Here is a 23,239-nt window from a genome sequence, read left to right as displayed (position 1 = left end):
GCACCGCCGATGACTCTGCACGGACGCCGCCTAGATCACTGGACCACATCGCTCGATGCCATCGAGGCCCTGCGCGAGCGCTACGAGCGTGGAACGGAGGGTGACGCGCAGACGCGGGCGTTGATGGCGCAGGTGCTGCACGCCAAGTCGTCGAGCTTCATCCTGCTGCTCGACGACCGCGGCCACGTGCTGGACGTCAACCCGGCGGCGTTGATCGCCGGCGGTGTGGACCGTAGCGAGGTCATCGGTCTCCCGCTGTGGACGACCGCGTGGTGGACCGGGGTCGGCGAGGGCACGGTGACGTGGCTGCGTGAGGCCGTGACCGCCGCCGCCAGCGGGCGCTTCACCCGATTCGACGCCGACCTGCACGTGGAGAACGGCGGCGAGTCGATCGGCACCCTGGATCTCACCCTGAGGCCGCTGCGCGCCCGGGACGGGCGCGTCGCCTTCATCGTCGCCGAAGGCCGGCAGATCACGGACCGCAAGCGCGTCGAGCAGCGCCTGGAGCGCCAGAACGCGGAGCTGTCCGCGCTCACGCGACGGCTGGCACGGGTGCACGACTACCGCGAGCGGCTCCTCGGAGAGCTCTCGCACGACCTTCGCGCGCCCCTGCAGGTCGTCGTCACCCGCTCGGATCAGGTACTGCACACCGCCAAGGACGCCGATCTGCGCGCGCAGCTCGGCAGCATCCGGCTCGCCGCCCTCAGCGCGCTCGAGCAGGTCAACGACATGCTCGAGCAGGTCAAGGCCGATCACGGCGAGGCGCAGCTCGCGCTCGTCGACGCCGACCTCGCCGGAGCGGTGCGCACGGTCGCGGAGCAGTTCGAGCCGCTGGCCCTCGACCGTGGGATCGACCTGGTCGTCAACACCCCCGACGACGTCCGTGCCCGGTTCGACGTCGAGCGCGTCAGCCGCATCGTCTCCAACCTGCTGGCCAACGCCATCCGTCACACCCCGGAAGCCGGGACGGTCCGCGTCGAGCTCACGGCCGGCGACACCGTGGCCGCGCTCGTGGTCGCCGACTCGGGCCCCGGTATCCCGCCGGAGCACCACAACCGGGTCTTCGGCCGCTTCCGCTCCGGGCTCTCCGGCGACGGACGCGCGCCCGGGGCCGGAGCCGGCCTCGGCCTGGCGATCGTCCGCGAGTTCGTCGAGCTGCACGGCGGCGACGTCTCCCTCGGCGAGGCCGAAGAGGGCGGGGCGCTGTTCACCGTGACCCTTCCGCTGCGGCCGCCGGACGGCGAGCGCATCCCCGCCACGCTGGCCCAGCACGCGGCCGCGGCCCAGCGCACCGAGTTCGTGCGCTCCCAGCTCGAGGTCGAGCTGCTCAGCGCCGAGGCGGTCGCCGAGCCGGTGCCGACGGTCGTGATCGTCGAGCGCGTGCCGGGCCGCGCCGACGCGGTGCTCGCCGGGATCGGCGACTCGGCCGTGACCGCCGTCGCCGACGACGGGCTGGAGGCGCTGCGGCTGGCGGTCGAGCTACGCCCGGACGCGGTGGTCGTCGGCACGTCGACCGGCGACATGGCCTCCACCTCGCTGCTGCGGCGGCTCGCCGCCGACGAGCGGCTGACCCGGGTGCGGCGCGTCGCCCTCGCGGGTGAGCGCGAGGCCGACCCGACGCCCGAGGACCTCATCCTCGCCGGCGCCCAGCTCGTGCTGCCCGCGTCCGCGGGCGAGGAGCTCGGCAGTCGTCTGTGGGCCGCGGCGACGACTGCCGAGAACTCCGGGCTTACTCGACCGTGACGGTCTTCGCCAGGTTGCGCGGCTGATCGACGTTCAGCCCACGCAGGCGCGCGACCCGGTAAGCCAGGAGCTGCAGCGGGATCACGGCCAGCAGGGGCTGGAGCATCCAGTCGGTGGGCGGGACCGACAGCGTCTCCTCCGCGTGCTCGGCGAGGTCGGTGCCCTCGCTGGCGACCGCGATCACGTGCGCACCGCGGACGCGGACCTCCTGCATGTTGGAGATGACCTTGTCCAGCACGGGCGAGTCCGTCGCCACGACCACGACCGGCGTGTCCTGGTCCAGGAGCGCGATCGGGCCGTGCTTCATCTCCCCCGCCGCGTACGCGTCGGTGGAGATGTAGGAGATCTCCTTCAGCTTCAGCGCGCCTTCCAAGCCGACCGGCAGGCCGACGTGACGGCCGAGGTAGAGGAAGAAGTCCTGCTGGTAGTGGCGCTCCGCCACGCGGTCGATGGCGTCCGTGCCGTGGGCCAGCAACTCCCCGATGTCGTGCGGGATGCGCTTGAGCTTGGTCACGAGCTCGGTGCGGCGCTCGACGTCCAGCGTGCCCTTGAGCTCCGCGAGCCGCAGGGCCAGCAGGTACATGACGGCGACCTGCGCGACGAACGTCTTCGTGGCTGCGACGCTGATCTCGAGGCCGGCGCGGGTGTACACCGTGGCGTCGGCGTCGCGCGTGGCCTGCGAGCCCATGATGTTGGTCACCGCGATCACGGTCGCGCCGCGCTCGCGGGCGAGGCGCATGGCGGCGAGCGTGTCCAGCGACTCGCCGGACTGCGTGATGCCGATCACGACGTCGCCCGGGCCGACCACCGGATTGCGGTAGCGGTACTCGGACGCCACGTCCATCTCGACGGGGACGCGCGCCCATTCCTCGATCGCGTACCGGCCGATCAGACCGGCGTGGTACGAGGTGCCGCAGGCCACGATGATGATGCGGCGCGTGCCGCGCAGCAGCTCGTCGTCGAGCTCGGGGAGGTCCACGCCGTCGGGGCGGACGGTCCGGTCGGCGATCGTCTCGGCGACGGCGTCCGCCTGCTCGTGGATCTCCTTGAGCATGAACGTCTCGAAGCCACCCTTCTCGGCGGCGTCGGCGTCCCAGTCGATCTCGTGCGTCTCGCGCTCGAACTCGACGCCGTCGGCGGTCATGAAGCGCGCGCCGTCGGCGGTCAGCACCACCAGCTCGTCGTCCTCGAGCGCCTGCGCGGTGCGCGTGTGGGCGAGGAAGGCGGGGATGCCGGACGCGAGGAACTGCTCGCCCTCGCTGCGGCCGACGATCAGCGGGCACTCCTTGCGGGCGCCGACGAGGACGCCGGCCTCCTCCGAGGACTGCACCACGAACGAGTAGTGCCCGCGCAGCCGGTTGTAGGTGCGGCGCGTGGCCTCGACGAGGCCGTGCTCGTCCAGGTCGTTGGCGATGAGGTGAGCGATGACCTCGACGTCCGTCTCGGACGTGAAGTGCGCGCCCTGCGCCTGGAGCTCGTTCTTGAGCTCCATGTAGTTCTCGACGATCCCGTTGACGACCACGTGCACGCGGTTGCCGGGGTCGTAGTGCGGGTGCGCGTTCTCCTCGGTCACGCGACCGTGGGTGGCCCAGCGCGTGTGGCCGATGCCCGTGGTCGCGGGCGGCGCGAGCACGGCGACGCCGCCGTCGCCCGTCTGCTGCAGCGCCTCCTTGAGGCGACCGAGGTTGCCGACGGCGCGGATCGACTCCAGCGCGCCGTCGTGTTGGACCGACAGACCGGCGGAGTCATATCCGCGGTATTCAAGCTTCTCCAGGCCGCCCAGCAGAACTTCCTGGGCCGACTGGTGTCCGACGTAGCCGACGATGCCGCACACGCGAATCGGCCTCCTTTCCGGCAGGGGTGCGAAGACAGTTTACGGCGCGGCCGCCACGCTCTCCTGCACCGTTGCGGAGTCTGCGTTGCGCAGCCAGGCCTCCGGCTTGCCCGAGCCGTCGGCCTTGACCTTCCAGGTCACGCTGCCGTCGCCGTACAGCAGATGGTCGTCGTCGAGCCAGGCGAGCTGGTCGTCGATCGACCGGCTCTCGGCCAGCGGCGTCTCCGCGCCGGTGGCGAGGTCGAGCACGGTGAAGCGCCATCGGGTCGGATCGCGGCCGACCAGCTGCTTGTAGCCGATCCGGGTGCCGTCGGGCGACAGCGAGGGGCACTCCACGTTCTCGTGGATCGTCTCGGCGCGCCGCGCGGCGATCGAGCCCTTGATCAGCCACGTGCGCGTGTCGGTGGCCGCGGTCGCGTAGAACGTGTCGCCGTCGCCGGCGAACGTCAGGCCCCAGAAGTTGCGGTCCCGCGCGTCCAGCACCTTGCCGTTGTCGGTGACCGTGAAGTCCTTCTCCAGGTCGGCGATCGGCTTGCCCGCCTGCATGTCGATGATGGTCGCGACCGTGGAGAACTCACCGGGGGCCGCGTACGCGTGGCCGACGACGAACGCCGTCACCCCACCCCACCGGCCGTCGGGCGAGACGCGCGCGCGGCTCGGGATGCCGGCGAGGTCGAACTGGCCGACCTGCTGCATCCGGCCGTCCAGGAGCTTGACCGACATCTGCGTCCCGAGCAGGTCCAGGCACAGGCCCTTCCCGGCGGCGAACGCCGTGCGGGCACACGTCGGACCCGCGGGCACGGCGGGGCCCGGCCGGCCGCCGTCGAGCGCCGCGATCGAGAGGCGGCCGAGCGTCTCCGCGTGCGCCTGGTCGACCGACCGGAAGACCGCGAACGGCTTGCCACCGGCGAGGATCTCCGTGGCCTTCGGACGCGCCGCGGCGACCGCCTTGGCGGAGGCCTGGCGGTCGCTCCGAGCGCCGGAGATGGCGACCACGGCGGCGATCACGGCGGCGGCGATGCAGACCACGGCGAGCGCGCCGAACGCGACCGCGCGACTACGCATCGGCGATCCGCAGCCCTCGCACCGCGAGCCCCATGGCGACGACCAGCGCGGCGCCGAAGATCATGATCGTCGCCTCGAGCCCCAGGACCGTCCAGAGCACGCCGAACAGCACGGACGCGAGCAGCCGGGCGACGCTGGTCGCGGTGCCGAGCAGCGCGAGCCCGCTGCCGCGCAGCTCCTCGGGCACGTAGCGGCTGCCCATGGCCATCAGCACGCCGTCCGTGGCGGCGTAGTACGTGCCCAGCAGGGCGAGGACCAGGATCAGCGACACCACGCCGGCGGACGGAGCCATCAACAGGCAGTATGCGCCGAGCAGCACGACGTAGCCCCCGACGAGCACGCGCCCGCGGCCGACGCGATCGGCCAGCCGCCCGAGCGGCGCGGCGAGGAGCATGTAGAGCACGGCCGTCCCGGTCGCCAGGAGCGGGAACAGCGCGTTGTCGAAGTCGACCTGCTCCTTGAGCGCCAGGTAGACGAAGCCGTCGCTCACCGTCGTCAGGCCGAGCGCGGAGCCCGCGATCATCAGCGCGCGGAACTCGGCGCCCTTGAGCAGCTGCATCGCGGCTCGCAGGTCCGGCTTCTCCGTCTCAACGACCGGCCGGCGGCTCTCGGGCTCGCGCACGAGCAGGGTGATGACGCCGAGGCCGAGGATCGCCACGAAGAACGAGATCAGGAACAGCGTGCGGTACGAGTCAGGCGCGGCGGCCAGCAGCGCGAACGCCACGAGCGGCCCGATCATCGCCCCCGCGGTGTCCATGGCGCGGTGCACGCCGAACGCGAGCCCCAGCTCCTTCTCCGGCGCCGTGAGCGAGATCATCGCGTCGCGCGGGGCGGTGCGCATGCCCTTCCCCGTGCGGTCCAGCAGGATGATCGCGCTCAACCCGGCCCAGGCGCCGCCGATGAGCGCGAGGCCGAGCTTGCAGACGGCGGAGATGCCGTAGCCGAGGGACGCCAGGACCTTGTGGCGACCCCAGCGGTCGCCGAGGAACCCCGCCGCGAGCCGGACGAGAGCGCTCGCTCCCTGGTAGATGCCGTCGACGATCCCGTACTGCAGCGGAGAGAAGCCGAGCGTCGCCACCAGGTACAGCGGCAGGATGGCCGACACCATCTCGGACGAGATGTCGGTCAGCAGCGAGCAGGTGCCGAGGAGCAGCACCGTGCCCCCGACGCGCTCGCGCAGGCGACCGGTGCGCATCGCGTTGCGTGCACGCTTGAGGGTCGAGGTGCTCTCTACGGCGTACACGACTACTTAGTCAACGCACGCCGGGTCCCCCGGCTTCCGCGACGCGATCGCTAAAGCGCGGCGGACTCGACGACCGCGACCAGGCGGGCGCTGACCGTCTGGGCCTCACCCTCGGTCGGGGCCTCGACCATCACGCGGACGAGCGGCTCCGTCCCGCTGGGCCGCAGCAGCACACGACCGCGACCTTCGAGCGACGCCGACTCACGTTGCACGGCCTTGAGCACGTCGGGCGCCTCGGCGACCGAGCGGTCCGCGCGCACGTTGACGAGCGTCTGCGGCAGCTTCTCCATCCCGTGCCGGTCCGCCAGGTTCTCGGTGCCGAGTGCCTCCAGCGTGAGCAGCGCGGACGCGATGCCGTCGCCGGAGGGGACGAAGTTGCGGTCGATGATGTGGCCGGACTGCTCGCCGCCCAGCGACCATTCGCGCTCGCGCAGCGCCTCGAGCACGTAGCGGTCGCCGACCGCGGTGGTCGCGACCTCGATGCCGTGCTCGCTCATCGCCGTGTGGAAGCCGTAGTTGGTCATGACCGTCACGGCCACGCCGTTGCCGGGCAGGCGGCCCTGCTCGCGGAGGTGGATCGCCGCGAGGGCGATCAGCTCGTCGCCGTCGACGACCGCGCCGGTGCGGTCCACGGCGAGCATGCGGTCGCCGTCGCCGTCGAAGGCGAAGCCGATCTCGTCGTCGCCGGCCTGCATCGCCGCGCGCAGCCGCTCCAGGTGGGTGGAGCCGCTCTTGTGGTTGATGTTGCGTCCGTCGGGCTCGTGCGCGATCACGCCGATGTCGGCGCCGAGCCGGCGGAAGATCTCCGGCGCTGCGCGGAACGTGGCGCCGTTCGCGCAGTCGATGAGGATGCGCCGGCCGGTGAGGTCGAGGTGGGAGAACCGCTCGTGGAGCGCGCGCAGGTAGTCCTCGAGCGCGCCGTGGAACGTCCGCACGCGACCGGGGTGCTCCGGCACGACCGGCGGCTCCTCGAGCGCGGCCTCGATCTCGGCCTCCGTCGTGTCCGACAGCTTGTAGCCGTCGCCACCGAAGAACTTGATGCCGTTGTCCCGGTACGGGTTGTGCGAAGCCGACAGGACCGCGGCGAGGTCGAAGCCGTGCCGGGCGATCAGCAGCGGAGCGCCGGGCGTGGGCAGGACGCCACCGATGAGGGCCTCTCCGCCCGCAGCGGCGACGCCGGCCGCGACCGCGGCCTCGAGCATCTCACCCGACTCGCGCGTGTCGCGGATGATCAGGACACGCGCCGGGCGATCCGCGCGCTGCACGCGCGCCGTAGCGGCACGCGCGAGCGCGAGGGCGAGCTCCGCAGAGAGGAACTCGCCCGCGACACCGCGGACACCATCGGTGCCGAACAGCTTGCGGGCGGCGCGAGAAGGCGCCGCCGACACTAGCGCTTGGAGAACTGCGGCCGCTTACGAGCCTTCTTGAGGCCCGCCTTCTTGCGCTCCTTCACGCGTGCGTCACGCGTGAGGAAGCCACGGCGCTTGAGCTCGGAGCGGAGGTTGGGGTCGGCCTCGAGCAGCGCCTTCGAGATGCCGTGGCGCAGGGCGCCGGCCTGGGCGGACACACCGCCACCGTGCATGGTGGCGACGACGTCCATGCGATCCTCGTAGCCGACCGTCTCGAGCGGCTGGCGGATCGTGCGCTGCAGCGTGTGACGCGGGAAGAACTCCTCGAGCGACTTCTCGCCCTTGGCGACGCCAGTAATCAGGTACTGGCCCGTTCCCGGCTTGAGCGTGACGCGCGCGACGGCGGTCTTGCGCTTGCCGGTGGCGCGGTAGCGAGCGCCGGCGGCCAGGTCGATCGAAGCGTCCGCGATGGTCTGCGGCAGCTCCTCCTCGCCCTCGACCTCGGTCTCCTCCTCGGCGTCCGGGTCCTCGTCCTCGCTGTAGCGCGGACGATCGTCGCCCTCACGGACGATGTCGACCTCGAGGTCCATGCCCGGGATCGCCGGCTTCACGCGCGGCGTCTCGTCTTCCTCGATGTACTCGAGCTCTTCGTCGTCACCGGTGGCCGCCTCGGCGGCGTTGGTGATCGACGTCTCCTCGGCGGCGATGATCTCGGACTCGCCGGGCGTCTCGTCCACGATCGCCTGCTCGCGATCGAGGGCGTCCGCGCTCGGGGTCTCCTGGCCGCCGACGACGTCCTCGGAGGAGATCTCCTCGGGCTCGGGCGTCTCGTTGACGTTGTCGTTGCTTTCGGCCATGGCTCCTACTTGCTCGCGATCAGCGCCATCGGCTGCGGCTGCTGTGCAGTGTGGGGGTGCTCCGGGCCCGCGTAGACCTTGAGCTTGGTGAGCTGCTTACGGCCGAGGCGGTTGCGGGGCATCATCCCCTTGACCGCGAGGCGGATGACCTCTTCCGGCCGGCGCTCGAGCATGTCGTTCAAGGTGCGGGACTTCAGGCCGCCCGGGTAACCCGAGTGGCGGTAGTACATCTTCTCAGCGCGCTTCTGCCCCGTCACCGCGATCTTCTCCGCGTTGATAACGACGACGAAGTCGCCGGTGTCGATGTGCGGGGTGTAGGTCGGCTTGCGCTTACCGCGCAGCGCGTCGGCGATCTGAGTGGCGAGACGCCCGAGGGTCTGGCCCTCAGCGTCGACGACGAGCCAGTTGCGCTCGCGGTCCGTGGGCTTGGCGACGTAGGTCTTCATTCTTTACAAGGCGTGGATGCACCACGCGAGGCCCGCGCGGCGACGGAGCATGATAGCGAGACGGCCTCAGAGCGACGAGCGGCGGCCCCGAAGGACCGCCGCGGTGAGGCCGAGATGCGCCGGTGCGTTACCGCGCGAGCGCCACGATCGGCTTGAGGACGCTCCAGATGCGGTCGACCGGAAGCGCCTCGGACCAGATCTGGACGCCGTCGACGTCGCCGACGAGCGTGAGGTCCTCGTCGCAGACGGCCGGCTCGTTGGCGCCGATGTGTCCGGTGCCGTCGGCCCGGTCGTAGTCGATGGGCGTCGGCGACGGCGTGCCGGAGCCGACTTGGACGCCGTCGATGTACAGGCGGACGGTCGTGCCGTCGAACGTGCCGGCGGCGTGATGCCACTTGCCGTCCCAGACGCTCGTCGGCGCGGCCGGCGACACGTAGAAGTCATAGGCGTTCTTGGCGATGTAGAACGACAGCCCGCCGCCGATGCCCGTATAGAGGCCGTAGGAGGCCGTCTGGCACTCGAAGAAGCCCTTGGACATGATGTACCGGTACTTGCCCGGCGAGGCGTCGCCGCGGAACCAGGCCGCGACGGTGATCCGCTGGGGCTCGAGCGAGGGCGCGTCCGGGATCGTCACGAACTGCCCGCCGCCGAAGCGCAGGGCCGACCCGAGGAACACGCCCTTGATCCAACTGGGGTCGGCGGCGTCGGCCGTCGGTGAAGCACCGAGGTAGCCGTTGTTGCGGTTGCCGGACCAGTCGCGAATGGTCTGACCTGACCCCTCGTTGAGCGGCCACCAGCCCTCCAGCGGCAGTGAGACGGCCTGCGCGGTCCCAGGGACCCCGAGCGCGAGCGTGGCGGCAGCGAGAGCCGCGGCGATGTGACCACGTGACATGTGTCAAGGATCGGACACCGAGCCGCTCTTCGCACTGAACCAAAGGTGAGACCGTGCGCGGTCCGGCCAAATTCGCCGGACCGCGCACGGCACCGCTCAGCCGACCGGCTTGCCCATGTCCGCGCCGATCTGCGCCGCGGTCAGCGCCTTGTCGTAGACGCGGACGTCGTCGAGGCGGCCGGCGAACCACTCGGGCCAGACGTTGTTCCCGCCCAGGCGCAGCGCGCCGGTGTTGGCCGCGAGCGCGTTCGCGCGCGCGGCGCTGGCCACCTGGGCGCCGTTGACGTACAGCCGGATCGTCGTCGCGTCGTAGGTGGCCGCGAGGTGCGACCACGTGTTCACCGGCAGCGCGCTGGGTGCCGTGGCCGAGCCGGTCGTCGCGTACACGCTGGGCCGCTGCTCACCGGAGCTGTACAGCGCGTAGCTGAGGTCGCCGGGACGTTCCTTGAGGATCGCCGTCCGCCACCCGTCGACCTTCGTCGGATAGACCCAGGCCTCGAGCGTCATCGCGCCGACGAGGCGCAGGTCCGCCGCATCCGGGATCGTCACCCAGTCGTTGACGCCGTCGAAGCTCAGCGCCTTGCCGTTGCGACCGGCGGTCGTCCACGTGGCCTCGGTGATCGTGCCGGTATGGCCCTTGCCGGTCGCGTCGCCGATCGTGGCCCCCGTCCCCTCCTCGAACCCGTACGCGGCGATCGGCGCCGGCCCGGGCGGCGGCGAGTTGTCGACGGTGACGGGGACGGCGACGGCCGTCGTCCGGTTGCCGGCCGCGTCGCGCGCGATCGCGGTCAGCACGTGCTGGCCGGCGGTGGCGGTCGTCGTCGTCCACGAGGCCGAGTACGGCGCGGAGGTGTCCTCGGCGCCCAGGTCGGCCCCGTCGAGCTGGAAGCGGACGCCCGCGACGCCGACGTCGTCCGCGGCGGTCGCGGTCACGGTGATCGTGTCGCGGACGGTCGCGCCGGCCGCGGGAGCGGTCAGGGCCACCGTGGGCGCCGTGGTGTCGCCGGTGGCCACGGCCGACGCCTCGGCCGACGGCGCGCCGACGTTCCCCGCCCGATCCTCGGCGATCACGCGGTAGTAGTACGTGCCGGGCGCGAGCGCGGTGTCGGCGTACGTCAGCCCCGCTTCGACCGTGGCGATCCGCGTCGTGGAGCTCGCCGTGAAGCCGGCGGTCGTCGAGCGGTGCACCTGGTAGCGCGTGACGCCGACGTTGTCGGTCGCCGCGCCCCACTGGAGGTCGACGCGCGCGAGGGCCCCGGTGGCCGTCACCGCCCCCGGCGCGGACGGCGCGGTCGTGTCCGCGGGCGCGGGCGTGCCCGCGGGGGTGCTCATGTCGGACTGGATCTGCGCGGCCGTCAACGCCTTGTCGTAGATGCGGACGTCGTCGAGCTTGCCCGCGAACCACTCGTTCCAGATGGCGTTGCCGCCCAGGCGCAGCAGGCCGGCGCTCGCCGTGAGCGCGCCCGTCTTCGCCACGGACGCGGTCTGCGTGCCGTTGACGAAGAAGCGCAACGTGGCGCCGTCGTAGGTCGCGGCCAGATGCGTCCAGGTGTTGGTGGGCAGGGCGCTGGAGGTCTGCACGGAGCCGTTGGTCCCGTACAGGCTCGGGCGGTTCTCACCCGAGCTGTAGAGCGCGTAGGCGAGATCGCCTGTGCGCTCCTTCATCACGACGGTCCGCCAGCTGTCGACCTTCGTCGGGTTGACCCAGGCCTCGATCGTGAGCGCGGTCGCGAGGCGCAGGTCCGCCGCGTCGTTGATCGACACCCAGTCGTCGACCCCGTCGAAGCTCAGCGCGCCGCCGTTGCGGCCGGTCGTCCAGGTGGCCTGCCGGATCGTCCCCGTGTGTCCACGACCGGTCGTGTCGGCGACGGTCGTACCGGTGCCCTCCTCGAACGCGTACGCGGCGACGGGCACCGGGCCGGCGGCGGCGGTCACCGTCGCCGTCGCCCGCTCCGACGGCGCGCCGACGTTGCCGGACGGGTCCTCGGCGGTCACGCGGTAGTGGTACGTCCCCCCGGCGAGATCCGCATCCGTGTAGGTCGTCCCCTGCGTGACCCTCGCGACCCGGTTCGCGGGGCCGGGGACGAAGTCGGGGTCCGTGGAGCGGTGCACGTTGTACCGGACGACGGCGACGTCGTCGGTGGCCGCGGTCCACGTGAGCGTGGCGCTCCCGACCGCACCCGTCGCGGCGAGGTCACGCGTCTGCGAGGGCGCCGTCGTGTCGGGCGCCTGCGGCTCGGCCGCGATGCTGACGATCGCCGCCTTCGACGGGACGCCGGCGCTGTTGATGACGAACACGTAGTACACGCCGGGCGGAGCGTCGTTGGCCGACGTCGGGGCGTCGATCCGCAGCGTGTCGCCGGCACGCGTGAAGCTCAGCTGCTGCCAGCGCTGGTCCATGTTGAAGTTGTGCGTGACCGAGCCGATGCGGACGAGGCTGACCTTGGTCACGTCGGCCGCTTCCGGGCTGACGACGTCGATCGTGTCGCCGTACCCCATCGCGCCCGGCGCGCTGGTGATCGTCGGCCGCGGCCCCTTGTGCAGGTACGGCGGCGAGAAGATCTCCGCCGTCTTCTCGTTGGCCATCAGCGACCCGTCCAGCCGGCCGCTGCCGGCGAGCAGCACCCGGCCGTCCGGGAGCAGCAGCGACGTGTTGTGGTAGCCGCGCGGCCGGACGCTGGAGGCCATCGGCGTCCACGTGTCCGTCTCCGGATGCCAGATCTCCGGCTGCAGGACCGGGCTGTCGGCGATGCTGTTGGCGAGGAAGCGGGCCTGCCCGCCGACCGAGAGGACGTCGCCGTCCGGCAGCACGGTGAGCGTGTGGTAGGTCCGCGCCCACTTCATCGGGGCGACGTCGCGCCAGGCCGGCACGGCCTGGTCGAGGTCGAGCACGGCCGAGCGGTTGGTGATCGGCGGCGCGGCGCCCTGGTCGGTGTCCGTCCACGCGCCCGTCGTGAGGATCTTCCCCGGCCGGAACATCACGGCGCTGCCGCCCTCGATCGGAGAGCGGCTGGTGAGCTCGGACCACGCGCCGGTGCGGGTGTCCAGCAGCCGGGTCGTCCGGTCCGGCCCGGCGTCGACCACCCGGCCGTCGGGCGCGACGAACATGTAGGGGTACAGCGGCATCCGCCGGCCCGCGTTCTCCAGCGACACCATCGTGTTCCCGGCGGGGTCGTAGATCTCGGGGATCGTGTCGGAGGGCCGCACGAAGAACGGGTCGTTGTTCGGCGTGATGCCGTCGCCGGACACGATCAGGACGCGCCCGTCCGGCAGCGTGGTGGTCGTCGGGTACCAGCGCCCGCGGGCCATGTCGGGCCCGGCCGTCCATGTGGCGGTCAACGGGTTGTAGAGCCGCGTGTCGCGCAGGCCGACGTACGCCAGCTCGTGGCCGCCGGCGACGAACAGCCGGCCGTCCGGCAGCAGCGCGTGACCGGCGCAGAACAGGTTGATGCCGGACGGCGCCTCCTCGAACGCGTTGGTCTCGGGGTTCCAGACGTGCTCGGAGTTCACCGCCTCCGCGAAGCCGTCCCAGGCCACGACCTTGCCGTCGGACAACATCGACGCGTGCACGGCGACCAGGGGCCAGTCCTGCGGCGCCGTCCACGAGCCCGAGACGTCCTTGCGCGCGGGGACCGGCGTGCCCGGGAGGCCGACGGCCCGGCCCATGTCCGCCTGGATCTCGGCGGCCGCGAGCGGCCGGTCGTACACGCGGACCTCGTCGATCAGCCCTTTGAACCACTGGCTGGCCAGCCCCGTCCCGCCGATCGACAGCGGCCCGGGCCCAGGGACCATCGGCCCCGCGGCGGCCGTCGACGTCGTCACCTGGACGCCGTTGACGAACAGCCGCAGCGTGGCGCCGTCGTACGTCGCCGCGAGGTGCGACCAGGCGTTCAGCGGCAACGCGGAGGCGCCCTTGGCGAACGTCGTCCGGCCGTCGGTCGCGACCTTGATGCCCGGCACCGACGGGCTCGCGTGGAACAGGCCGTAGGAGGCGTCCACCTGGCGCTCCTTGACGATGACCGACCGCGTGCCGCTCGACACGCTCGGGTTGACCCAGGCCTCCAGCGTCATGCCCGACGCGAGGTTGACCGAGCCGGCGTCGGCGACGCGCACGCGGTCGTTGACGCCGTCGAGGACCAGCGCCGAGCCGAAGCGGCCCGCGCTGCGCGTGGCGCCGCCGACGATGGTGCCGGCGTTCCCATTGCCGGAGGAGTCACCCGCGGTCGTGGACCCGCTGTCGTCGAATCCGTAGGCGGCGACGAGGCCTCCCTGTGCAGCGGCGAGCTGGGGTGTCGCGAGCGACGCGACGCTCACCGCGAGGAGGGCTGGAAGGAGCGGCCAGGTCTTGCGCATTCGACGATCCTCTCGATCGCTGAACCCGCGGGTCCCAGACGAACGACCAGGCTCACGGGACGGAATTCGTGCCGTCGGCCCTAGGGTGGATCTGCCAGGCTGCCCGCCGTGCGCGTATTGACGGTCGTGGGCAACCGCCCCCAGTTCGTGAAGGCGGCGGCGGTCTCGTCACGGTTGCGGGCCGTGGGCGAGGAGGTGCTGGTGCACACGGGTCAGCACTACGACGACGCGCTCTCGCGCGTCTTCTTCGACGAGCTCGAGCTGCCGCGCCCCGAGCACCACTTCGAGCTCGGCGGCGGCACCAACACCGAGCAGACCGCGAGGATGCTGTCGGCGATCGCGCCGTTGCTCGACGGCGTCGATGCCGTGCTCGTCTACGGGGACACGAACTCGACGCTGGCGGGGGCGCTCGCCGCCGCGCAGGCCGGCGTCCCGGTCGCGCACGTCGAGGCCGGGATGCGGTCGTACGACCGCAGGATGCCCGAGGAGCTCAACCGGGTCCTCACCGACCACGCGTCCACGCTGCTGCTGTGCTCGTCGGAGGCCGCGGCCGCCACGCTGCGGGCCGAGCAGGTGGTGGGCACGGTCGACGTGGTCGGCGACGTGATGGTCGACGTGTTCGAGCTGCTGGCGCCCCGGGCCGACACCGCGACGCTGGACCGCCTCGGCGTCCGCTCGGGCGAGTACCTGCTGGCGACCGCGCACCGCGCCGGCAACGTCGACGATCCCGCGCGCTTGCGTGCCCTGGTCGACGTGCTGACGGGGATGCCGCTGCCGGTCGTGCTTCCACTGCATCCGCGCACTCGCGCGCGGCTGGAGGCCGCCGGGTTGCTCGACGCCCTGGACGGCGTCGTGCTGGCACCGCCGCTCGGCTACCTCGAGTTCACCGCGTTGGTGCTCGGCGCCCGCGCGGTGCTGACCGACAGCGGTGGCGTGCAGAAGGAGGCGTATCTCGCGGGCGTCCCGTGCATCACGCTCCGCTCGACCACCGAGTGGCGCGAGACGGTCGACGCCGGTTGGAACGTGCTCGTCGACCTCGACGCCGACGCGGCGCGGGGCGCGCTGGCCCGCCCCCTTCCGGCCGAGCGCCCACCGCTCTACGGCGACGGCCGCGCGGGTGAGCGCGTCGTCGAGGCCCTCGTCAGGATGACGGCATGATCCATCCCAGCGCGGTGATCTACCCCGGCACCGTCATCGGTGAAGGCGTCGAGATCCAGGCCGGCGCGATCGTCGGCAAACCCCCGAAGCTCGCGCGCTCCTCCACGGCGTCACGCGCGGAGCTGCCCGCGCTGGAGATCGGCGCGGGCGCCGTGATCTGCGCCCAGGCGATCGTGTTCGCGGGCTCGGTGATCGGCGAGAACGCGATCGTCGGCGATCAGGCGTTCGTGCGCGAGCGGGTGACGCTCGGCGAGCGCTCCGTCGTCGGCCGCGGCTCGACGGTCGAGAACGACACGACGATCGGCGCCCGCGTGAAGATCCAGACGCAGGTCTACGTGACGGCGTACATGACGATCGAGGACGACGTCTTCGTCGGGCCCGGCGTCACCACCACCAACGACGACACGATGGGCCGGCACGACAAGGCGTACGCGCTGGCCGGGCCGACGCTCCGCCGCGCCTGCCGCGTCGGCGGCGGCGCGACGCTCTGCCCGGGCGTGACGATCGGCGAGGAGGCCTTCGTCGCGGCGGGTGCCGTCGTCACCAAGGACGTGCCGCCGGGCACGCTGGTCATGGGCGTTCCGGCGCGCGTCGCCCGGGACGTTCCGGAGGCGGAACGCCTCGAGCACTGGCGCTGAGGGACCCTGACCGAAAACCTATACCTTCGGTCACTGGGATTCCGTAGCGGTCGAGGAGAGTATCGCTCCAACCAGGAGGAGCGATGCTCACGCCATACCCGGCTGGACCCATTCGTCGTCGGTTGGTCGTGGCGGTCGCCGCAGCCACAGCGCTGCTGGCGATCAGCCCGGCGGTGAGCCACGCCGCCTGCGCGAACCCCGTCGCGTGTGAGAACGCCAAGCCCGGCAGCGCGCCGAGCACCTGGCAGGTGACCGGTCGCGGCGACGTGACGATCCAGGGCTACGCGACGCGGATGAGCGTCAACCGCGGCGAGACGGTCGTCTTCAAGATCAAGACGCCCGCCTCCGCCTACACGATCGACATCTACCGCCTCGGCTACTACGACGGCAGCGGCGCGCGTCTGCAGGCCGGGGGGATCCGGCCGACCGCGACGCTCCCCCAGACCCAGCCCTCGTGCGTGACCACCGCCGCGACCGGGCTGATCGACTGCGGGAACTGGGGCGTGTCGGCGTCGTGGACCGTCCCGGCCGAGTCGGTGTCCGGCGTCTACGTCGCGGTGCTGCGCCGCAGCGACACGGGCGGCCGCAGCCACATCCCGTTCGTCGTGCGTGACGACGCCCGGCCCTCGGACGTGCTCGTGCGCACGTCCGACTCGACCTGGCAGGCCTACAACGTCTACGGCGGCAACAGCCTCTACACGTGCACCGTCGCCTGCCCGCCGGGCAACCCGCTCGGGTACAAGGCCGCGTTCGCGGTGTCCTACAACCGCCCGTTCGACGGCACGCTCGAGCAGGACAACGGCGGGTCGTACCTGTTCTACGCCGAGTACCAGCTGATCCGCTTCCTCGAGCGCAACGGCTTCGACCTGAGCTACACCAGCCAGGTCGACGCGTCGACGGACGCCGCCGGCCTGCTCGACCACAAGGTCATCGTCTCGAGCGCGCACGACGAGTACTGGTCGGGCCCGGAGCGCACCAACGTCGAGGCGGCCCGGGACGCCGGCGTCAGCCTGACGTTCTTCAGCGGCAACGAGATCTTCTGGAAGACGCGGTGGACGGCGAGCGCGGTCGACGGCGGCGCCAACCGGACGCTCGTGTCGTACAAGGACACGCACTTCAACGGGGCCACCGACCCGACGACGTGGACCGGCACGTGGCGCGACCTGCGCTTCGCGCCGGAGTCCCAGGGGGTCGTGCCCGAGAACGCGCTGACCGGCCAGCTGTTCGTGGTCAACTCCGGCTCGTCCGACCTGAAGGTCCCGGCGGCCTACAAGGGCCTGCGGCTCTGGCGGCACACCGCGATCGAGAACCTCGGCAGCGGCGCGACGCGCACGCTCGCCCCCGGTGGGAACACGCTCGGCTACGAGTGGGACGTCGACGTCGACAACGGCTTCCGGCCGGCCGGGTCGTTCAACCTCTCCTCGACGACGGTCGGCAACGTCGAGTCCTTCACCGACTACGGCAGCACGACCAAGTTCGGCACCACGCAGACCCACAACCTGACGCTCTACAAGGCGCGCAGCGGCGCGCTCGTGTTCGGCGCGGGCACGATCCAGTGGTCGTGGGGCCTCGACGTCACGAACGCATGGTCGGCGACCGGACCGCCGGCGGGCGCCAGCCCGGACCCGGTCATGCAGCAGGCCACGATCAACCTGTTCACGGACATGGGCGCGACGGCCACCACGCTGATGCCGACGCTCATGGCCGTCACGCGGTCGACCGACACCACGGCGCCGCAGTCGACCATCACCAGCCCGGCGCCCGGAGCCGAGCTCACGGACGGGGCGCGCGTCACGATCACCGGCACGGCGACCGACGTCGGCGGCGTGGTCGGCGGCGTCGAGGTCTCCACCGACGGCGGCTCGACGTGGCGCAAGGCCACCGGCACCGACACCTGGTCCTACACCTGGAACGCCCACGGCGCCCCGAGCACGCGGATCCGGTCGCGCGCCGTCGACGACAGCGGCAACCTCGAGACGCCGTCCGCCGGCGTGACCGTCGGCGTCGGGTGCCCGTGCGGCCTCTACGGCCCGAACGTCACGCCGGCGATCATCGACCAGGACGACGCGAACCCGATCACCGTCGGGGTGCGCTTCAAGTCCGACGTCGACGGCGCCATCACCGGCGTCCGCTTCTACAAGAGCGCGGCGAACACCGGCACGCACACCGGCCAGCTCTGGAGCGACAGCGGGACCCTGCTCGCCAGCGGCACGTTCACGGGCGAGTCCGCCAGCGGATGGCAGCAGCTGACGTTCTCCACGCCCGTGAGCATCAAGGCGGGGACGGTCTACACCGCGTCGTACTTCGCGCCGCGTGGCCACTACTCCGCGAACCCGAACGGCTACTACGTCCCGGGCCCACTCGGGCTCAACCAGCTCGACGCGCCGCCGCTGCACGCCCTGTCGGCCAACGGCGGCGTCGCGAACGGCGTCTACGCGTACGCGAGCTCGGCGACGCGGCCGACCCTCACGTACGAGGCCGAGAACTACGGGGTCGACGTCGCCTTCGTGCCTAAGCTGCCGCCCGGTGGCGTGACCCTGGTCAACGCGACGGCAGGGCCGGGCTCCGCCACGGTCAGCTTCCTCGCCCCCGCGACCGGCGGCTCCCCCACGCGCTACGTCATCACCCCGATCGCCGACGGCCAGCCGCAGACGCCCACCGTCGTCGACGGCGACCCGCCCGCGACCGCGGTCACGGTGTCCAACCTCTCGCCCACGAGCGACTACCGCTTCACCGTGCAGGCGAGCAACACGAGCGGCTCCGGGCCGGTCTCGGCGCTCTCGAACGTCGTCCGGCCGACCGCCCCGACCGTGCCGGGCGTCCCCGCGAACGTCACCGCATCCGGCTCGAACGGCGCCGCGACCGTCAAGTGGCAGGCACCGGCGGACGGTGGGCGGACGATCACCTCGTACACCGTCACGCCGTACCTGGGTGCCGTGGCCAAGCCCGCCACGACCGTGACGGGCTCGCCCGCGCCGGCGAACGCGGTCGTGGACGGCCTCGTCAACGGCTCCAGCTACACGTTCAAGGTGCGCGCGACCAACGCGGTCGGCGACGGCGCCGACTCGGCCGCGTCGAACGCCGTGACCCCGAGCTCCGCGCCGCGGTTCGTTCAGCAGGTCAACGGACGCGTCGTCAACCAGTCCACGCTCCAGCTGACCCCGGGCAACGCGGTCACCGTGGGCGACCGGATCGTCGTGATGGCGGGCGTCTGGAGCCTCGGCAAGGCGAAGGCGTTCGGCGTCACCGACTCCGCGGGGAACACGTACACGATGCTGACGCGCGTCGTGGCGTCCGACGACACCGAGCTGAGCGTGTGGTCGGCGCCGATCACCGCCGGTGACGGGACCCGACCGACGATCACCGTCACCGCGACGGGCGCGGCGGACATCGGGGCGGCCGCGCTCGAGTACGCGAACCTCTCGCCCGCGGCCGGCGCCGGCGCGGTCGACGTGCTCAAGACCGCGACCGGGCGCACCACCGCCGCCGGCTCCGTGACCTCCGGCGCGACGCCCGCGGTGACCGGCGACGGCGGGCTCGCGCTCGGCTTCTACGCCGACAGCGGGTTCTCGCGCACGCTCACCGCCGACCCGAGCTTCACGCAACGCGTGAACGTCTCGCCCGCGTCGGACATGGAGTTCGTCGTCGAGGACGCGGCGGCCGCGCGCGGCAGCACCCCGGCCGCGCGGGTCTCCACCGGCGCGTCGACGACCTGGTCGATGGCCACGGTCGTGTTCAAGGCGGGCGCGCCCGCACCGCCGACCGTCGCCGTCAGCCCCGGAGCGCTGTCGTTCTCCGGCACCGTCGGCGCGACGAGCCCAGCCGCCAAGACGCTCGCCATCAGCAACGCCGGCGGCGGAACGCTTTCCTGGACGGCGTCCGAGAGCGTCGGCTGGCTGTCCGTCTCCCCCGGCTCGGGCACCAACGCGGGCACGGTCACCGTGACGCCTGACGTCTCCGGTCTCGCCGCCGGGACGTACACGACCGACGTCACGATCACTGCTCCCGGGGCGACCGGGTCGCCGTCGACGGTGCCGGTGACCTTCACCGTCAGCGCGCCGGTGCCACCGTCGCTGCAGGTCTCACCGTCGAGCCTCGCGTTCAGCGCGACCACCGGCGGAGCGGCCCCGGCCGCCAAGACGCTCACCGTGGCCAACGGCGGCGGCGGGACGCTGACCTGGACGGCCGAGACGAACGCCTCGTGGCTGAGCGCCGCGCCGGCGTCCGGCAGCGGAGGCGGCACGATCACGGTCACCCCGTCGATCGCCGGGCTCGACCCGGGCACCTACTCCGGGACGGTGACGGTCTCCGCGGCCGGCGCGACCGGGTCGCCCGCCTCGATCCCGGTCACGTTGACGATCACCGCGCCGCCGCCACCGGCGTTGGCGGTCACCCCCACCACGCTCGCGTTCGCCGCCACCCTCGGCCAGGCCAACCCGGCCGCGAAGACGCTCGCGGTGAGCAACAGCGGCAGCGGCTCGCTCGCCGTGACGGTCGCCGACGACGCGGCCTGGCTCACGGCCACGCCCGCGTCGGGCTCCGCGCCGCTGACCGTCACCGTCACGCCCAGCATCACCGGGCTCGCGGCGGGGACCTACGCGGCGAACGTGACGGTCACGGCGACCACCAGCGGCGCGACGGGTTCACCGAAGACGATCCCCGTCACGCTGACCGTCGCGGCGGCGCCGTCCAACCTCGTCGGCGCCTGGGGATTCGACGAGACGAGCGGGACCTCGGCCACCGACGCCTCCGGGCGGGGCAACACCGGCACGGTCGACGGGGCGACCCGCTCCACCGCGGGTCGCTTCGGTGGCGCGTTGAGCTTCGACGGCGTCAACGACCGCGTCAACGTGCCCGACGCCAACGTGCTGGACCTCACCACCGGCATGACGCTGGAGGCCTGGGTGCGACCGACCACGATCGGCGGCGCCTGGCGGACGGTGCTGATCAAGGAGCAGCCGTCGGACCTGATCTACGCGCTCTACGCCGACGACACCAGCAGCCGCCCGGCCGCGCACGTGTTTACATCGGCCGACCGCGGGATCGCCGGGCCGGGGACGATGCCGACCAACGTGTGGACCCACCTCGCCGCGACCTATGACGGGTCGGCGTTGCGGGTGTTCGTCAACGGCGTGCAGGCCGCGTCGTCGTCGATCTCCGGATCGATCCGCACCTCGACGGGCGTGCTCCGGATCGGCGGCAACGCCGTCTGGGGCGAGTGGTTCAGCGGCCTGATCGACGAGGTGCGGATCTACAACCGGGCGCTCACGGCGACCGAGCTGCAGAGCGACATGGCCACGCCGATCAGCCCGTAGCGACCCGCGCGGTCAGCGAGCCGCGGCGACGACCTCGTCGGCCTCGGCGCGGCTCAGGACCGGGCTGATCGGCACCGCCAGGTTGGTGCGCGCCACCTCGGCGGTGCCGGGCAGGTCGAGGCCCGCACCCCACTCCGCCATCGCCGGCTGCAGGTGGGCCGGCGTGCGGTAGTACGCGCGTGCCCCGATGCCGGCGTCGTTGAGCGCCGTGCGCAGCTCGTCCGCGCGCTCGGAGCGCACGACGTACAGGTGCCACGCGGGCTTGGCACCGGCGGCGGCCTTCGGGAGCGTGACGAGCTCGCCGAGCCCGGCCTCCTCGTAGTGGCGTGCGCCGGCGCGGCGGCCGTCGGCCCAGCCGTCCAGGTGCGGCAGCTGCACGCGCAGGATGCCGGCCTGCAGCTCGTCCAGGCGCGAGTTGTGCCCGACCATCTCGAACGTCTGCTTGTCCCGTGACCCGTGGAAGCGCAGCGTGCGGATCGTCTCGGCGAGTATGTCGTCGTTGGTGGTCACGGCGCCGCCGTCACCGAACGCGCCGAGGTTCTTGGAGGGGTAGAACGACCAGGTGGCGATCGTGCCCAGCGCCCCGGGGCGGCGGCCGTCTTCGAGGATCGTGCCCGCCGCCTGCGCGGCGTCCTCGAGCACGGGCACGCCCAGCGCCTCGATCTCGTCGACCGGCGCGACGTTGCCGAACAGGTGCACGGCGATCACGGCCTTCGTATTCTCCGTCATCACGGCCTTCACCGTCTCGGGCGTGATGCACATCGTGTCCGGGTCCACGTCGCAGAAGACGGGGCGCGCGCCGGTGTGCGGGATCGCCTCGGCGGACGCGTAGAACGTGAAGCTGGGGACGATCACCTCGTCACCCGGGCCGACGCCGAGCGCGCGCAGGGCGAGCACGAGCGCGTCGGTGCCGTTGGCGACGCCGATGGCGTGGTCGGTGCCCGTGTAGGCGGCGAACTCCGACTCGAACGCCCGCACCTCGGGGCCGAGCACGTAGACGCCGGCGTCCAGGATCGCGGCGACCTTCGCCCGGATCTCCGCGTCGATGGCGGCGAGCGGGGCGGACGTGTTGAAGAGCGGGACGGCCATGGACCATCACCCTATCGGGGGCGTTATGGGCACCCGACCGACCCAGCCGATATGTTCCCGCCTTCGCCGGTTTGGTCACCGGCCTGATGGAGGGAACCTGGTTGAGAGGCAAGACGCGGACAACCGCATACCTGGTCGCGCTCGCGGGTCTCTGTGCGCCGTCGGCTGCCCACGCGCAGGTGACCGCGCCCGCGCCCACGGCCCAGTCGGCGCCGGCCGTCTCCTCGGCCCCCGCGCCGTCCAGCCCGGCCGCGGTCGCGACGCTCCAGTGCGTCGATCGCTGCGGGGCGGCGGGCACGTCGCGCTACGGCTCGCTCCTGCGCGTCCGCGGCAAGGCGCTCAAGCAGGCGGACGAGATCGTCTTCCTCGGCGCGGCGGGTGACGCCGACGACGTGATCGCCGAGGCGGTCACCCGGCGCACGACGTCGGCCGACGTGCGCGTCCCGCTCGGTGCGGTCTCCGGACCGATCGCGGTCGTGGACCGCCAGGGCGCGCTGACGGCGCCGTCGGTCGCGCCGCTCGTGGTCGAGCCCTCTCCCCCGTCCGCGCCGTTCGAGCTCGGCGTGCGCGCCCCGCGCGCGTTCTTCGGCGCCGCTCAGCCCGCCGCGCTCACGTACGTCGTCCGCGGCGCGGCGCCCGCCGACGTCAGCATCGACCTGGCGCGCCGGCCCGACGGGCTCGTGATCGCGCACTGGGACATCCCGCAGGTCGCCCCCGAGGTCCCGCAGCGGGTGACGTGGGACGGCATGGCCAACGGCAAGGTCCAGCGCACCGGCACGTACGAGTTCCGCGTCACCGTCGGTGGCGTCGCCCAGCCGCCGGTCGTCTTCGACTTCGCGCGTGACCAGTTCCCGGTGCTGGGGAAGGTGACGTTCGGCACGGGCGCGGCCGCGTTCGGCGGTGGTCGCGGGCACCAGGGCCACGACGTGTTCGCCGCGTGCGGCACACCGCTCGTCGCCGCGCACGGCGGCGTGGTCAAGTTCGCCGGCTGGCACGCGCGAGCGGGCAACTACGTGGTCATCGACAACCACGGCACGGACACGGACTACGTCTACATGCACCTGCGCGACGTGCCGCTGGTGGCCACGGGCGCCACCGTCTTCACCGGACAGCCGATCGGCTACGTGGGCGACACGGGCGTCGCGACCGGATGCCACCTGCACTTCGAGGCCTGGACCGCGCCGGGCTGGCAGGCGGGCGGGGCCCCGATCAACCCGCTTGCGATGCTGCGGTCCTGGGCCGCGAACAGCTGACGCG

At 72.3% G+C, this 23,239-nt stretch carries 14 protein-coding genes; 5 read left to right on the top strand and 9 right to left on the bottom strand.

What is annotated here, in order from left to right:
* Positions 1-9: 9 nt before the first annotated feature.
* Positions 10-1,743 carry an ATP-binding protein gene (locus C8N24_RS19615; RefSeq protein WP_121252784.1) on the top strand — a complete coding sequence of 578 codons (1,734 nt, stop codon included), beginning with the start codon at positions 10-12 and terminating at the stop codon, positions 1,741-1,743.
* On the opposite strand, the gene glmS is transcribed toward C8N24_RS19615, so the two are convergent.
* The 8 genes from glmS to C8N24_RS19575 form a co-directional block, all read right to left on the bottom strand.
* Positions 1,730-3,577: a glutamine--fructose-6-phosphate transaminase (isomerizing) gene (gene glmS / locus C8N24_RS19610; protein ID WP_121252782.1), complete on the bottom strand. Its 1,848-nt coding sequence runs from the start codon at positions 3,575-3,577 to the stop codon at positions 1,730-1,732. The two genes, C8N24_RS19615 and glmS, sit on opposite strands and share 14 nt — an antisense overlap.
* A 39-nt stretch (positions 3,578-3,616) precedes the next feature.
* The gene (locus C8N24_RS19605) at positions 3,617-4,642 is read right to left on the bottom strand and encodes a TolB-like translocation protein (protein WP_121252780.1); all 1,026 of its coding nucleotides are present in this window, start codon (positions 4,640-4,642) and stop codon (positions 3,617-3,619) included.
* Entirely contained in the window at positions 4,635-5,837 is a 1,203-nt protein-coding gene (locus tag C8N24_RS19600) for an MFS transporter (protein WP_121253326.1), read from the bottom strand. Before C8N24_RS19600 ends, C8N24_RS19605 begins: the two co-directional genes overlap by 8 nt.
* 98 nt (positions 5,838-5,935) lie before the next feature.
* Complete coding sequence (gene glmM / locus C8N24_RS19595) at positions 5,936-7,273, bottom strand: phosphoglucosamine mutase (RefSeq protein ID WP_121252778.1); 1,338 nt, start codon at positions 7,271-7,273, stop codon at positions 5,936-5,938.
* Complete coding sequence (rpsI, locus tag C8N24_RS19590; RefSeq protein WP_211340060.1) at positions 7,273-7,824, bottom strand: 30S ribosomal protein S9; 552 nt, start codon at positions 7,822-7,824, stop codon at positions 7,273-7,275. The genes glmM and rpsI overlap by 1 nt, the downstream gene beginning before the upstream one ends.
* A gap of 272 nt (positions 7,825-8,096) precedes the next feature.
* A complete protein-coding gene (rplM, locus tag C8N24_RS19585; protein ID WP_121252774.1) occupies positions 8,097-8,537 on the bottom strand; it encodes a 50S ribosomal protein L13 in 441 nt (146 codons plus the stop codon).
* A gap of 127 nt (positions 8,538-8,664) precedes the next feature.
* The gene (locus C8N24_RS19580) at positions 8,665-9,429 is read right to left on the bottom strand and encodes a LamG domain-containing protein (protein ID WP_121252772.1); all 765 of its coding nucleotides are present in this window, start codon (positions 9,427-9,429) and stop codon (positions 8,665-8,667) included.
* 96 nt (positions 9,430-9,525) lie between these two features.
* Positions 9,526-13,782 carry a LamG-like jellyroll fold domain-containing protein gene (locus C8N24_RS19575; RefSeq protein ID WP_121252770.1) on the bottom strand — a complete coding sequence of 1,419 codons (4,257 nt, stop codon included), beginning with the start codon at positions 13,780-13,782 and terminating at the stop codon, positions 9,526-9,528.
* A gap of 99 nt (positions 13,783-13,881) precedes the next feature.
* On the opposite strand from C8N24_RS19575, the gene wecB reads away from it, so the two are divergent.
* The 3 genes from wecB to C8N24_RS19560 all read left to right on the top strand — a co-directional run bounded on the left by wecB (position 13,882) and on the right by C8N24_RS19560 (position 20,893).
* A complete protein-coding gene (gene wecB, locus C8N24_RS19570) occupies positions 13,882-14,940 on the top strand; it encodes a non-hydrolyzing UDP-N-acetylglucosamine 2-epimerase (protein ID WP_121252768.1) in 1,059 nt (352 codons plus the stop codon).
* Entirely contained in the window at positions 14,937-15,578 is a 642-nt protein-coding gene (locus tag C8N24_RS19565; RefSeq protein WP_121252766.1) for an acyltransferase, read from the top strand. Before wecB ends, C8N24_RS19565 begins: the two co-directional genes overlap by 4 nt.
* Before the next feature lie 128 nt (positions 15,579-15,706).
* On the top strand, positions 15,707-20,893 hold the full coding sequence (locus C8N24_RS19560; protein WP_170179217.1) for a N,N-dimethylformamidase beta subunit family domain-containing protein: 5,187 nt from the start codon (positions 15,707-15,709) through the stop codon (positions 20,891-20,893).
* 12 nt (positions 20,894-20,905) lie between these two features.
* Here C8N24_RS19560 and C8N24_RS19555 read toward each other — a convergent pair whose 3' ends face one another.
* Positions 20,906-21,982 carry a DegT/DnrJ/EryC1/StrS family aminotransferase gene (locus tag C8N24_RS19555; protein ID WP_121252762.1) on the bottom strand — a complete coding sequence of 359 codons (1,077 nt, stop codon included), beginning with the start codon at positions 21,980-21,982 and terminating at the stop codon, positions 20,906-20,908.
* Positions 21,983-22,161: 179 nt separating this feature from the next.
* Here C8N24_RS19555 and C8N24_RS19550 point away from each other — a divergent pair, with 179 nt between their 5' ends.
* The gene (locus C8N24_RS19550; protein WP_121252760.1) at positions 22,162-23,235 is read left to right on the top strand and encodes a M23 family metallopeptidase; all 1,074 of its coding nucleotides are present in this window, start codon (positions 22,162-22,164) and stop codon (positions 23,233-23,235) included.
* Positions 23,236-23,239: the final 4 nt, after the last annotated feature.

The sequence above is a fragment of the Solirubrobacter pauli genome (assembly GCF_003633755.1).
Taxonomy (GTDB): domain Bacteria; phylum Actinomycetota; class Thermoleophilia; order Solirubrobacterales; family Solirubrobacteraceae; genus Solirubrobacter; species Solirubrobacter pauli.
This window is presented reverse-complemented; position numbering and strand designations above follow the sequence as displayed.